General features: G+C 37.4%; 14 protein-coding genes. 13 read left to right on the forward strand and 1 reads right to left on the reverse strand.

The features are described from left to right. The first annotated feature begins 38 nt into the window (after nucleotides 1-38). Nucleotides 39-1025, forward strand: coding sequence for a bacillithiol disulfide reductase YpdA (ypdA, locus tag P3U61_RS06400; RefSeq protein ID WP_014613879.1), 987 nt, complete (start codon nucleotides 39-41; stop codon nucleotides 1023-1025). A gap of 296 nt (nucleotides 1026-1321) precedes the next feature. Here ypdA and P3U61_RS06405 read toward each other — a convergent pair whose 3' ends face one another. Then, nucleotides 1322-2290: an asparaginase gene (locus tag P3U61_RS06405; protein ID WP_015729141.1), complete on the reverse strand. Its 969-nt coding sequence runs from the start codon at nucleotides 2288-2290 to the stop codon at nucleotides 1322-1324. Nucleotides 2291-2363: 73 nt separating this feature from the next. Between P3U61_RS06405 and cmk the strand changes: the two genes are divergently transcribed. The 12 genes from cmk (at nucleotide 2364) to aroA (ending at nucleotide 14531) form a co-directional block, all read left to right on the forward strand. Further along, nucleotides 2364-3023 (forward strand): (d)CMP kinase, encoded by a 660-nt coding sequence (gene cmk / locus P3U61_RS06410; protein WP_014613881.1) that lies wholly within the window; start codon nucleotides 2364-2366, stop codon nucleotides 3021-3023. A gap of 88 nt (nucleotides 3024-3111) precedes the next feature. Then, on the forward strand, nucleotides 3112-4296 hold the full coding sequence (gene rpsA, locus P3U61_RS06415) for a 30S ribosomal protein S1 (RefSeq protein WP_014613882.1): 1185 nt from the start codon (nucleotides 3112-3114) through the stop codon (nucleotides 4294-4296). A 366-nt stretch (nucleotides 4297-4662) separates the two neighbouring features. Then, nucleotides 4663-5973, forward strand: a complete 1311-nt coding sequence (gene der / locus P3U61_RS06420) for a ribosome biogenesis GTPase Der (RefSeq protein ID WP_014613883.1) — start codon at nucleotides 4663-4665, stop codon at nucleotides 5971-5973. A 15-nt stretch (nucleotides 5974-5988) separates the two neighbouring features. Next, on the forward strand, nucleotides 5989-6987 hold the full coding sequence (locus P3U61_RS06425; RefSeq protein ID WP_014613884.1) for an NAD(P)H-dependent glycerol-3-phosphate dehydrogenase: 999 nt from the start codon (nucleotides 5989-5991) through the stop codon (nucleotides 6985-6987). A gap of 170 nt (nucleotides 6988-7157) precedes the next feature. Further along, nucleotides 7158-7430: an HU family DNA-binding protein gene (locus tag P3U61_RS06430; RefSeq protein WP_014613885.1), complete on the forward strand. Its 273-nt coding sequence runs from the start codon at nucleotides 7158-7160 to the stop codon at nucleotides 7428-7430. Nucleotides 7431-7905: 475 nt separating this feature from the next. Next, nucleotides 7906-8475 carry a heptaprenyl diphosphate synthase component 1 gene (locus P3U61_RS06435; RefSeq protein WP_014613886.1) on the forward strand — a complete coding sequence of 190 codons (570 nt, stop codon included), beginning with the start codon at nucleotides 7906-7908 and terminating at the stop codon, nucleotides 8473-8475. Between the two features lie 9 nt (nucleotides 8476-8484). Beyond that, on the forward strand, nucleotides 8485-9198 hold the full coding sequence (locus P3U61_RS06440; protein WP_020219613.1) for a demethylmenaquinone methyltransferase: 714 nt from the start codon (nucleotides 8485-8487) through the stop codon (nucleotides 9196-9198). 17 nt (nucleotides 9199-9215) lie between these two features. Next, the gene (locus P3U61_RS06445; RefSeq protein ID WP_014613888.1) at nucleotides 9216-10172 is read left to right on the forward strand and encodes a polyprenyl synthetase family protein; all 957 of its coding nucleotides are present in this window, start codon (nucleotides 9216-9218) and stop codon (nucleotides 10170-10172) included. 81 nt (nucleotides 10173-10253) lie between these two features. Beyond that, a complete protein-coding gene (ndk, locus tag P3U61_RS06450) occupies nucleotides 10254-10706 on the forward strand; it encodes a nucleoside-diphosphate kinase (RefSeq protein ID WP_014613889.1) in 453 nt (150 codons plus the stop codon). 278 nt (nucleotides 10707-10984) lie between these two features. Continuing rightward, on the forward strand, nucleotides 10985-12151 hold the full coding sequence (gene aroC / locus P3U61_RS06455; RefSeq protein WP_037544222.1) for a chorismate synthase: 1167 nt from the start codon (nucleotides 10985-10987) through the stop codon (nucleotides 12149-12151). A gap of 16 nt (nucleotides 12152-12167) precedes the next feature. Then, on the forward strand, nucleotides 12168-13241 hold the full coding sequence (aroB, locus tag P3U61_RS06460; protein ID WP_096533256.1) for a 3-dehydroquinate synthase: 1074 nt from the start codon (nucleotides 12168-12170) through the stop codon (nucleotides 13239-13241). Beyond that, complete coding sequence (aroA, locus tag P3U61_RS06465) at nucleotides 13242-14531, forward strand: 3-phosphoshikimate 1-carboxyvinyltransferase (protein ID WP_096533255.1); 1290 nt, start codon at nucleotides 13242-13244, stop codon at nucleotides 14529-14531.

The raw sequence follows: 14531 nt of genomic DNA on the forward strand, positions 1-14531 counted from the left end.
CGTTTGTGAACGCACATTTTTAATGTTTCAGTATAAAAATGAAAACTGTAGAGAGTATTATTATAGGCGGTGGCCCATGTGGACTGAGTGCCGCCATTGAACAAAAGAAAAAAGGTATTGACACACTAGTTATCGAAAAAGGGAATATTGTGGATGCGATTTACCATTATCCGACACATCAAACTTTCTTTTCTTCTAGCGATAAATTAAGTATTGGTGACGTGCCTTTTATTGTAGAAGAATTAAAACCACGTCGAAATCAAGCATTAGTGTACTATCGTGAAGTTGTTAAACATCATCAACTTAAGGTCAATGCATTTGAGGAAGTGTTAACAGTGAAAAAAATGCATGATCACTTCACTTTAACAACGACTAAAGATGTATATCAATGTCGCTATTTAACTGTTGCGACTGGTTATTACGGCCAACATAACACGTTAGAAGTAGAAGGTGCAGAGCTATCCAAAGTAATGCATTATTTTAAAGAACCGCATCCGTATTTTGACCAAGACGTTGTCATCATCGGTGGTAAAAACTCTGCAGTCGATGCAGCAATTGAGTTAGAAAAAGCAGGTGCACGTGTCACTGTTATTTATCGAGGTGAGACGTATTCACCAGCGATTAAGCCATGGATATTACCGAATTTTGAATCACTCGTTCGTCGAGGTAATGTTCAAATGCATTTCAATAGTCAAGTGACAAAGATTACAGAAGATCAAGTGATGTTTGAAAAAGAAGGAGAAACCATCACAATCGATAATGATTACGTGTTTGCGATGATTGGTTATCACCCAGATTATGACTTTTTGCAATCTATTGGTATCGACATTCATACTAATGAATATGGAACAGCACCGGTATACAATTCCGAAACGTATGAAACGAACATTGAAAACTGCTATATCGCTGGGGTTATCGCGGCTGGCAATGATGCGAATACTATTTTTATCGAAAACGGTAAATATCATGGTGAAGCCATTGCCCGTCATATATTGACTAAAAAGCAATCGCCATTAGAATCATAAATTGTATGAGTGTTTACTCAAAATATTATCAAAAAGCCTTTCGTCGTTGATATTACTGATGAAGGGCATTTAATTTTATATGACATGACGCATTTTTATTGTGTAATTTTTTCAATATATCATACCATGGTTGTGAATGTGGAGAGTAGCTTACGCATTTCATACATTTCATATCTAAAAAAGAATGAACACATGATACTGTGTAAATGCACAAAAAATAGCCGTATCTCAATTCCACAATTAAGAGCGGCTATTTTCATAATGATATCTCTTTTTTATATAGACCTCGTGTCGTTTTATACATTAAAGTAATCTTGAATTTGATCATGTTGAAAATCGTTGCTTAATGCGACGAGTAACTTTAATCTCGCTTTTTGGCCGTTCAAACCGTTTGAAAAAATCACACCTTTTTCAAATAATTGATGACCGCCACCTTCATATGCATAAACCGCACTCACTATCCCATTAAATGATCTTGATACTAGAACAATAGGAATATTTTTATCCAAACATGCATTGACACCTGGCATGGCAGTAGGAGGAAGATTACCTTGTCCGAGCGCTTCAATCACGAGACCATCTACATGACGTTCTGCATAAAAATCCAACATTTCGCATCCCATACCCATATGTGCTTTAATTAACGGAATTTGTAGTGAAGCATTAATATTTGTTAAAAATTGACGCTCATACGGTCTATGGTGAAAATAGACACCTGCTTTAGTAATCACACCAAGCGGACCGTGGTTGGGACTTTGAAACGTATTCGTGTTTGAAGTATGAGTTTTCGTGACATTACGCGCTGTGTGTATCTCATCATTGAAAACCACCATGACACCTTTACCTGCGGATTCTTCTTCAATCGCTACTCGTATAGCTGAAATAAAATTGTATAAACCATCTGACCCAATCTCATTGGAAGAACGCATAGCTCCTGTAATAACGACTGGTTTAGACGTCGAAATCGTTAAGTCTAGTAAAAAAGCAGTCTCTTCTAACGTATCGGTGCCATGTGTAATCACATAACCATCATAGTGTGTTAAATGGTCTGGGTCCTCAATGATTTCTTTTAAAATTTTGACATTATCAATTGTCATATGTGGAGAAGGGACGTTAAAAGGCACCTGTTCATCTATGTTAGCGTACTGTGCAATGACATCTTGATGATGCGTAATCGGATTGTCGTCATTCGTCATCACTTTATTCGATTCATCTTCTGACATACTAATTGTGCCACCCGTATGGATGACTAATAAATTTTTCATTTAGCTTCCTCCTCGTAAAATAGTCCATTATTATGATAAAATATTGTTAAACAAACGACAAGGAAGGTAACGTATGAAAGCGATTAATATTGCATTAGATGGACCGGCAGCCGCTGGTAAGAGTACGATAGCAAAAAGAGTAGCTGCTCAATTAGGCATGATATATGTAGATACAGGCGCAATGTATCGTGCAATCACATACTATTATTTAAATAACAAAGAACGATTCACCGACTTTACATCACTCATTTCCGAAATTGATTTACGCCTCGGTTATGATGCTGAAAAGGGTCAACGTGTCTTTTTGAATGATAATGATGTGACTGATTTTCTACGTGAAAACGATGTAACGCAAAATGTGTCCTATGTTTCGTCTATAAAAGAGGTACGTCAATTTTTAGTTCAAGTGCAACAAAAACTTGCAGCGGACAAGGGCATCGTTATGGACGGCCGAGACATTGGGACAACCGTACTTCCTGATGCAGAAGTAAAAGTTTATATGATTGCATCTGTAGAAGAGCGAGCTGAACGTCGTTATAAAGACAACCAAGAAAGAGGTATCGAATCATCTATTGAGCAATTGAAAAAAGATATTGCTGAACGAGATGCATACGATATGAACAGAGAAATTTCACCGTTAAAAAAAGCTGAAGACGCAATTGAAATCGACACAACTGGCTTGAGTATTGAACAAGTCACAGATAAGATCCTGTCTTTAGTAAATGCGGTTTAATTTATTTTATTCTAACTTATCTAAATTTCTTGACAATTCAAGACTTTTATAAGAAGTTATTATTATGTAGTAGTATAAGGAGGCAATCATGATGACTGAAGAATTCAATGAATCAATGATTAATGACATTAAAGAGGGCGATAAGATTACAGGAGAAGTACAACAAATTGAAGATAAGCACGTTGTTGTTCACGTCAATGGCGGTAAATACAACGGTATTATTCCAATTAGTCAACTTTCCACATATCATGTTGAAAATGCAAACGAAGTGGTCAAAGTCGGCGACGAAATTGGCGCTTATGTGACTAAAATTGAAGTTGATGAAGAAAACGAAACAGGCAGTTACATCCTTTCTAAACGTAAATTAGAAGAAGAGCAGTCTTATGCTTATTTACAAGAGAAATTAGAGAACAACGAAACGATTGAAGCGAAAGTAACTGAAGTCGTTAAAGGTGGTTTAGTTGTGGATGTAGGTCAAAGAGGTTTTATTCCTGCATCATTAATTTCAACTGATTACATTGAAGATTTCTCTGATTATGAAGGACGTGTGCTTGAACTCAAAGTTGAAGAGCTTGAACCTGAAAAAAATCGCGTCATCTTAAGTCGTAAAGCCGTAGAAGCAGAAGAAAACGAAAAGAAAAAAGCAGAATTATTACAATCGATTAAAGCTGGCGACGTAATTGAAGGTAAAGTTGCGCGTTTAACTAACTTTGGCGCATTTATTGACCTTGGTGGCGTTGATGGTTTAGTCCATGTTTCTGAGTTATCTCACGAACATGTAAAATCACCAGAAGAAGTTGTTTCTATTGGCGATACTGTTAAAGTTAAAGTTCGTTCAGTTGAACAAGATTCTGAACGTGTGTCATTATCAATTAAAGATACATTACCAAGTCCATTTGAAACAATTCAAGAGAAATATAGTGAAGGCGACATTGTTGAAGGTAAAGTAATGCGCTTAGCTTCATTTGGTGCATTTGTTGAAATCGGCAGTGGCTTACAAGGCCTTGTGCATATTTCAGAAATTAGCCATAAACATATCGGTACACCTGGCGAAGTTCTTGAACCAGGTCAAACTGTTCAAGTTAAAATTTTAGGTATTAATCCTGAAGAAGAACGTATTTCACTATCAATTAAAGCAGCAAATCCTGACGAAGAAACGGAAGAAGCTTCTGAGGAAACAACACAGCACTATACACAACCTGCTGATGAAAACGAAAACAACCCAACTTTAGGTGACGTTTTCGGTGATAAGTTGAAAGACTTAAATTTATAATCTATTTCGAACTAAGGTTATTTCACGTAACCTTAGTTCTTTTATTACGAAATTTCGCTCATCAAACTTGATTACCGCCTTATCGGTACCACTTCTCGAACTTTTTTCATACTTATCCCGATACCAAATCCACTTATATTACCGCATTGCATTTTTAACGCAAAAGTCAAAACCCATCTTTCTAACCCTATTCAAATAAATAAAAATGTATTCCTACACTTTGTAAGGGGATACTTTTCACCAATGCTTTTGTTCGCTACACTTCACGTGATATAATAACGTTGTTATGTATCGTACATTGCGAAATATACTTGCACAGACTGATATATTTAATATTTAAGTTATTCATAGAGAGGAAGAACAAGCATGACGAAACCTGTAGTTGCTATCGTGGGGCGTCCTAACGTAGGAAAATCTACAATTTTTAACCGCATCGTCGGAGAACGTGTATCTATTGTTGAAGATACACCTGGTGTGACGCGTGACCGTATTTATTCAAGCGGTGAATGGCTCACACATGAATTTAATGTGATTGATACAGGTGGTATCGAGATCGGAGACGCACCATTCCAAACTCAAATTCGCGCACAAGCTGAAATCGCAATTGACGAAGCTGATGTTATCATATTCATGGTTAATGTACGTGAAGGGGTCACGCAAAATGATGAACTTGTGGCTCAAATACTTTATAAATCTAAAAAACCTGTTGTATTAGCTGTTAATAAAGTCGATAATCCAGACATGCGTAATGATATTTATGATTTCTATTCACTCGGTTTTGGAGAACCTTTCCCACTTTCGGGCTCACACGGTCTAGGTTTAGGGGACTTATTAGAAGAGGTCGCAAAACACTTTAAAAAAGATACTTCAGATCCATATGACGATGATACAATTCGTTTGTCATTAATCGGTCGACCTAATGTAGGGAAATCAAGTTTGATCAATGCCATTCTAGGCGAAGAACGCGTTATCGTATCTAATATTGCTGGTACAACTAGAGATGCCATCGATACCGTATATAGCTATGAAGGCCAAGATTATGTACTTATTGATACAGCGGGTATGCGTAAAAAGGGGAAAGTTTATGAATCAACTGAAAAGTACTCCGTATTACGTGCATTGAAAGCCATTGAACGCTCCAATGTCGTTCTTGTTGTATTAGATGCAGAACAAGGCATTATTGAACAAGATAAACGTGTTGCTGGATATGCCCATGAAGAAGGAAAAGCGATTGTGATCGTTGTTAACAAATGGGATACTTTAGAAAAAGATAGCAATACGATGAAAAAGTTTATGGATGAGGTACGTAAAAACTTCCAATTTTTAGATTATGCACAAATCGCTTTCGTATCAGCAAAAGAAAAAATGCGTTTACGTACACTTTTCCCATTAATTAACGAAGCGAGCGAAAATCATAAAAAACGTGTTCAAAGTTCAACATTGAATGAAGTGATCACGGATGCCATTGCAATGAATCCTACGCCGACGGATAAAGGCCGTCGACTGAATATTTTTTATGCGACACAAGTTGCGATTGAACCGCCGACGTTTGTTGTCTTTGTGAATGACGTCGAACTGATGCATTTCTCATATAAACGTTATCTTGAAAATCAAATTAGACAAGCATTTGGATTTGAAGGCACACCGGTACACATCATTGCACGCAAACGAAATTAGATGGAGGGGATAAACATGACGAACATTACAGTGTTTGGTACAGGAAGTTTTGGTACTGCATTGGCTAATGTGCTTGCAGACAATGGCCACAACACATTAATGTGGGGTAAAACATCAACAACAATAGACGAAATCAACCATGAACATACAAATCATAATTATTTAAAAGGGGTTACGCTTAATTCGACAATTCAAGCGACAACAGATATTCAGACCGCTATTGACCATTCAGATATTTATTTAATCGCACTGCCAACAAAAGCGATTAGAGAGGTCATGTCGCAAGTCAATCAATTGCTTATTTCAAAAAAATCTTTTATTCATGTTACTAAAGGGATTGAGAATGCAACATTTAAGCGTGTTTCAGAAATGTTGGAAGACTCCATTTCACCAGAATATAACGCAGGCATTGGCGTACTTTCTGGTCCAAGTCATGCCGAAGAAGTGGTTATCAAACAACCGACCACCGTATCAGCAGCTTCAAGTAATCCAGAATTACGCAAATTGATACAAGATTTATTCATGACGGATTATTTACGTGTGTATACAAATGATGATCTTGTCGGCGTAGAACTCGGTGGTGCACTTAAAAATATTATTGCTATCGCGAGCGGTGTCCTTGCCGGTATGGGCTTTGGTGATAATGCAAAAGCTGCTTTAATGACACGTGGTTTAGCAGAAATTACACGTTTAGGCGTTAAACTTGGTGCCGATCCGCTCACATTCCAAGGTTTAGGTGGCATTGGTGATTTAATTGTAACGTGTACTTCTACACATTCGAGAAACTACTCTCTCGGTTACCAACTTGGTAAAGGGAAAAGTTTAGATGAAATCATGAATCATATGAATATGGTCGCTGAAGGGGTGTACACAACTGAATCGGTGTACAATCTTTCTAAAAAAGAAAATGTTGAAATGCCAATTACTGAAGCATTGTATCATGTTTTATTCGAAAATCAACCTGTTGAACAGGCAGTCAAAACGTTAATGGGACGTACAAAAAAATCGGAATAAAGATAGAAATTGACCATTTTCATGACAAAATTATAAAAAAATCGACAAAAAGCGATTAAATCAACGTTTTTCTTGTATAAATCGTTGCAGTCTTGCATTCGCTTGTGTTAAAGTCATACCATAATGGTAATTGAATTATCATTACATAACCTTTGAGGAGGTGAATTGACATGAACAAAACTGACTTAATTAACGCTGTTGCAGAACAAGCTGATTTAACTAAAAAAGAAGCTGGTTTAGCTGTTGATGCTGTTTTTGAAGCAATTCAAACATCATTAGCTAAAGGTGAAAAAGTACAATTAATTGGTTTCGGTAACTTTGAGGTACGTGAGCGTGCCGCACGTAAAGGTCGCAACCCTCAAACAGGTAAAGAAATTGACATCCCTGCAAGCAAAGTTCCAGCTTTCAAAGCAGGTAAAGCATTAAAAGATGCTGTGAAATAATTCAATTATTAGGAAAGGGGCTGGGACACAATGGTGTTTTCCAGCCTTTCCTATGACTAATGCCACTCATAACTTCGTCATTTTAAGACTGTTCAAACGATTTGAATTCAAACATAGACTTCTTTTGTTTTTTATCATTCAAAAGTTTATCCACTTCATCTCGATTTATAAACTTCTTTAAGAAAGTAATCCTTCATTTTTTTTATATCATTTCATTTGTGATGTCCTATCAAGGCGATACATCTATCTCCATTGATTTGTATATACATTTTTGTTCCATACTTTTTAAACAAAATATATTCACTTCAGACGAAGAAAACCTCGTCACTTTGTTTGATACGAATTTTTTCAGCAACATTAAATCAAGCGACATCAAACTTCATTCATGGCTTTTATGACAAAAAAAGCAAATCAGATTTAATTTTTAGGTTGATAGTGTTAAGATAGAGAGTGATTAAAATTAGAGGTGTGTCAAATGGAGAATACTTTTGAATGTTTACAACAACAACTTGATAAACGATTGAACCAACTCAATCGCCCCCAAAATATACATATCAATCGAACTTTAAGTCAATTGTTAGATCAACTTGATGTGCCTTTAAATGCAAAACTTGCGTGTCTCTCTATTGATACATCAATGAAACATCTTGATCGTATCAGTTACTATCATTATGAACGTGATGCCATACTCATAGGTGATTTGCTGAGTGCACACTATTATCAGTTACTTGCTGATTTGAAAGATGTTGAACTACAACTTCAAATGAGCCAAGCAATTGTAAAAATAAATGAATTAAAATCTTATATTCAACATCAAAAGGATATACGCACTGATGTAAATTTAAAAGATATGATGATTACGATTGAAACATTGTTAATTCAAGTATTGATGAAACATTACCGTATCCAACAGTCCTTTGATGATATACGCCATCAACTGATTCAACAACTCGACGTGCAACAACTGAGTTATTTAATTGATTGGCAGACGGATGAGATCAATGACATAATCATCGCATTACAAAACTATACAAAAAGTAAATGAGGTTTCAAAATGACTAAAAACAAGGCAAATAAAGCACAAGTCCATGAAGTGTTTCAAAATATTTCTGGCAAATATGACCGTTTAAACAATATTATTAGCTTCGAACAACATAAAGTGTGGCGTAAAAAAGTAATGAAAGAAATGAATGTCCAAGCAGGGACAATTGCTTTGGACGTCTGTTGTGGGACTGCTGATTGGACCATTGCTTTAAGCCAAGCAGTAGGGCCGGAAGGTGAAGTCACTGGATTAGATTTCAGTGAAAATATGCTTAAAGTGGGCGAAGAAAAAACGGCGCATATGGACAACATTAGACTTGTTCAAGGTGATGCGATGGCATTGCCGTTTGATGACAATACATTTGACTATGTAACGATCGGATTTGGATTACGTAATATTCCAGATTATTCAAAAGCATTGTCAGAGATGTATCGCGTCCTGAAACCAGGTGGTATGGTTGTGTGTTTAGAAACAAGCCAACCGACAATGCCTGTCTTCAAGCAAGGATATCGTTTGTATTTTAAATTTGTGATGCCTATCTTTGGCAAAATTTTTGCGAAATCAAAACAAGAATATGAATGGCTTCAACAGTCTGCATTCGATTTTCCAGATCGCGAAACTTTAAAGAAAATGTTTGAAGGTGTCAACTTTGAAAATGTCAAAGTCCGTAGCTTTACAGGTGGCGTAGCTGCAATGCACTTAGCTTATAAACCCAAAACGAACTAATTAAAAGGTGATTATGCATGTCGAAATTAAACTTGAATCAGGAAATTAAAAAAATTGAAAATACTTTGAAACAGTTGATTCAATCTGAGGATTCAACACTCCAAAGTGCTGCAGATCACCTTTTATCATCAGGAGGTAAGCGCGTTCGTCCGTTATTCGTGATATTGAGCAGTTACGTCGGTGAAAATCCTGCTAATGATGCGGCATATCGTGTTGCTACAGCGTTAGAGCTGATTCATATGGCAACGCTTGTCCATGATGATGTGATTGATTTCAGTGATAAAAGACGTGGTAAGTTAACAATCGAGAAGAAGTGGGATCAACCGACTGCGATTTTAACCGGTAATTTTTTACTTGCTCGTGCGTTAGAACATTTATCTTATATTCAGGACAGTCGTATTCATCAAACACTGTCACATGCGATTATAGAAGTGTGTCGCGGAGAACTTTTCCAATTTCAAGACCAATTTAGAGCAGAACAATCGATTACGAACTATTTGCGTCGTATCAATCGTAAAACGGCGCTATTAATGCAGCTCGCTACTGAAGTGGGTGCGATGAGTTCACACACAGACGATCCAACGATTCGAAAAATGCGTGATATTGGTCATCATATCGGCATGAGTTTCCAAATTGTTGATGATGTTTTAGATTTTACGAGTACTGAAAAGAAACTCGGTAAACCTGTCGGAAGTGACTTGCGTAATGGTCACATGACACTTCCTGTATTATTAGCGATGAAGCAGAACCCACAATTAAAAGAAAAAGTCGCAACATTAACGCCAGGTTCACCAACTGAAGACTTTGACTGGTGCATTGAACAAATACGCCAATCAGAAGCGATTTCTCAATCTTTAAATGTAAGCCAAAAATATCTCGACAAAGCTTCGACGTTATTGGAAACATTGCCTAAAAATGAAATTAAACCACATTTCAGAAAATTAATAAAAAGATTGCAAAGCAGAATGAATTAAACATCTTTCCTGTTGAAAGCGCTTCATACAAATGATAGGATAATCTTGTAATACATAAAAACACAGGGGGCATTACGCATCATGGAAAAAAGTTTTGTAATGATTAAACCGGACGCGGTACAACGTAAATTAATTGGTGAAATTGTTCAACGCATCGAACAAAAGGGATTAAAACTTGTAGGAGCTAAATTAATGACAGTTCCGCAATCTTTAGCTGAGACACATTACGGTGAACATAAAGGAAAACCATTTTACGATTCACTTATTTCTTTTATTACATCAGCACCCGTTTTTGCGATGGTTGTTGAAGGTGAAAACGCTGTGGCCGTTGCACGTCATATTATCGGCAGTACGAATCCTTCTGAAGCGACACCTGGTTCCATTCGTGGCGATTTAGGTTTAACAGTTGGGCGTAATGTCATTCACGGTTCAGACTCAGTGGAATCTGCTGAACGTGAAATTGGACTTTGGTTTAAAGACGAAGAAATCAGTTCTTACCATACACCAGATGAAACATGGTTATATGAAGCGTAATATTTAAACTTATTTAATGGGGCCTGGACATTTAGTTGTCTGGGCCCTCAATTTGTTTCTACACATCATTTCGTCATCATCATTTTGTAAGTCTGGATTGTATACTTACATTGATTCAAACAATGGTCGACAACACCAAGTTTATAAATAGAAATTATCGAACTTACTTTAACAATTAAAAGCGGTGAATAGAAAAAGTGTTTTCTATTAATTTATTTTCTATTTTGTGCTATGATATGAAACATATGAACTAAACGGTAGGGGGAGTGCTCATCATGTTGAGATTTTTAACGTCTGGAGAATCACACGGTCCACAATTAACTGTCATTATTGAAGGGCTACCAGCAAATATGACTATTGATATTGATCAAATTAACGAAGAAATGTTTAAGCGTCAAGGTGGTTATGGAAGAGGCCGTCGTATGCAAATTGAAAAGGATACGGTAGAAATCGTTTCAGGTGTGCGCCATGGTTATACATTAGGCAGCCCTGTCACGATCGTCATTAAGAATGATGATTTCACACATTGGCGTAATATTATGGGCGCGGCACCTATTTCAGAAGAAGAGAAAGAAAATATGAAACGCGTCATTACGAAACCAAGACCGGGTCATGCAGATTTGGTTGGTGGCATGAAATATAACCACCGTGATTTGCGTAATGTACTTGAACGCTCTTCTGCACGTGAGACAGCCGCACGTGTTGCTGTTGGTGCGCTTTGTAAGCAATTGTTGAAACAGTTAGGCATCGACGTTTATAGCCGTGTCATTGAAATCGGCGGCATAAAAGACGAGGGCATTTATAACATTGATACCATTATTGAAAATATTGATAAAAATGATGTCCGTGTCATTGACGACAGTATTGCACAAGCGATTCGCGATAAAATTGATAGTGCCAAAAAAGAGGGAGATTCTATCGGCGGTGTCGTCCAAGTCATTGTTAACCATATGCCAGTCGGAATCGGTAGTTATGTCCACTATGATAGAAAGCTAGATGGCAGAATTGCACAAAGTGTTGTTGGCATTAACGCATTTAAAGGTGTAAGTTTCGGTGAAGGTTTTAAAGCGGCAGAAAAATTAGGCAGTGAAATTCAAGATCCGATTTTATATTCAGAGGAACAAGGCTATTACCGCGCATCTAATCATCTCGGCGGTTTAGAAGGTGGTATGTCAAACGGTATGCCAATTATCGTGAATGGTGTGATGAAGCCTATTCCAACGTTGTATAAACCACTTGCTTCAGTAGATATTGACTCTAAAGAACCATTTAAAGCAACAATTGAACGTTCTGACAGCTGTGCGGTACCTGCTGCAAGTATTGTTTGTGAACATGCTGTTTCATATGAAATTGCGAGAAGTGTTTTAGAGGAGTTCGGTTCCCAGGACTTTTCACGTCTCGCACAACAAGTCGCTGAAAGACGCGCGCTGAACCAAACATTTTAATGACAGGTGATAAATCATGCAATTAACAACGACATATCCGGACCACAATTATCCGATTATTATTGAACATGCCGCATTCAACCAATTAGATGCGTTAGTTTCTGACTACCAACATGTGTTTGTGTTTGTCGATCAAAACGTCTATACAGCTTGGGAACAAAAAATTTCTAGGTTCGTTCACCATCATTCATATACCACGTTTCAAATCCCTTCAGGAGAACAAGTGAAGTATATGGCGCAGTATGAACGTTATATTGAAGCGCTACTTGCACATCAACCTACACGTAATACGTGCTTAATCGCAATTGGTGGCGGTGCAACTGGTGATTTCGTTGGCTTTTTAGCAGCAACATTATTACGTGGCGTTGATTTTATTCAAGTACCTACAACGATTCTTGCTCATGATTCGAGTATTGGCGGTAAAGTGGGTATCAATACGACACATGGTAAAAATCTTGTCGGTGCCTTTCATCGTCCAAAAGCGGTCATTTATGATTTAGAGTTCCTCACTTCATTACCTTATTCGGAAATTTTAAGCGGCTATGGTGAAGTGTATAAACATGCATTGTTGAATAATGCGCAATCAGTACAGATACTTGAAAATGCTTATCCTGATAGCATGCATTTAAAAACACTACAAGCGATTGAACAGTATTTAATTAACGGGATTCAAACGAAGCTGCAAATTGTTTTGAATGATGAAAAAGAATGGGGTCAACGTCAATTTTTAAACTTAGGTCATACATTTGGTCATGCGATCGAGTATCAATATCAACTTGCACATGGTCACGCTGTTATGATAGGGATTGTCTATCAATTTATCGTTTCAAATCTATTATTGGGCACGCATTTTGATGTTCCACATTACTTGAAATATTTAAATCATTTAGGTTATCCGCTAGATATCATTCGCCAATTTGAATTCGAACCCTTATTAAAACTTATGCGCAATGACAAGAAAAATGACGCAAAGGGTGTGCGGATGGTTCTGTTACAAGCAATTGGCGACCCAATCGTTAAACATGTTGAGATACCTATATTAGAAAAAGCACTTGAGACATTCAAACAACAATATCTTGAGGTGATATAGATGAAAAAAATTATGATTAACGGGCCGCTGATAGGTGAAGCATCAGTACCTGGGGACAAATCTATGACGCACCGGGCGATTATGCTTGCTTCTTTAGCACAAGGACACTCTGTTATACATCAACCTTTACTCGGTGAAGATTGTTTACGTACAGCAAAAATATTTGAAAAGTTAGGCGTTAAAATGGACATTACAGATGAAGCCATTACAATTGATTCTCCTGGTTACGCTCATTTTCAAACGCCACACCAAACGTTATATACAGGTAATTCAGGAACAACAACACGATTGATGGCCGGATTACTTGGTGGATTAAGCATTCAAAGTGTGCTATCTGGAGACGCGTCTATCGGCAAAAGACCTATGGACCGCGTGCTCCAACCACTTCGACAAATGAATGTCAACATTTCAGGTGTAGAGGATAACTACACGCCGCTAATCATTGGCTCAAGTGAAGTCAAAGGGATACATTATGAAATGCCAGTTGCAAGCGCACAAGTTAAAAGTGCCATTTTGTTTGCAAGCTTATTTGCTCAAAATACTACGACTATTCGCGAAATAGATTTGTCACGTAACCATACTGAGACGATGTTTGCCCATTATGGTATCCCTGTGCAAACACAAGATTTAACAGTGACCCTACCAGGGGAAGGGATTCATCATATTCAACCGCGTGATTTCGATGTGCCTGGAGATATTTCATCGGCAGTCTTTCTCATCGTGGCGGCATTAATTACACCAGGTAGCGACATTACGCTTCATAATGTCGGAATAAACCCAACACGTGATGGAATTATCGAAATTGTTGAGCGCATGGGCGGCAAAATTTCACTTTCAAATCAAACAAATGGTCCAGAGCCAACTGCGACGATCCGTGTTCAATATACGGATGACTTAAAAGGTATAGAAATTGGTGGCAGTCTCATTCCAAGATGCATTGATGAGTTACCGACGATTGCGTTACTCTGTACACAAGCGCATGGTTCAAGTATCATAAAAGATGCTGAAGAATTAAAAGTGAAAGAAACCAACCGTATTGATACAACAGCAAACGAACTCGGTAAGCTAGGTCTAAAACTTGAACCGACTGACGACGGACTCATCATTAAGCCGTCAACAATCAGTCAAATTCAACCTGTTGACAGTCATAACGACCATCGTATCGGTATGATGTTAGCAGTTGCTTCACTTATGACACCAGAACCGATTGAGATTGCACAATTCGAGAGTGTCAATGTGTCATTCCCAGGGTTTTTGCCACTACTTAAACAATTAGAAAATGAGGGATAG

Origin of the sequence: Staphylococcus pseudintermedius, assembly GCF_034042775.1 — a bacterium.
Classification (GTDB): Bacteria; Bacillota; Bacilli; order Staphylococcales; family Staphylococcaceae; genus Staphylococcus; species Staphylococcus pseudintermedius.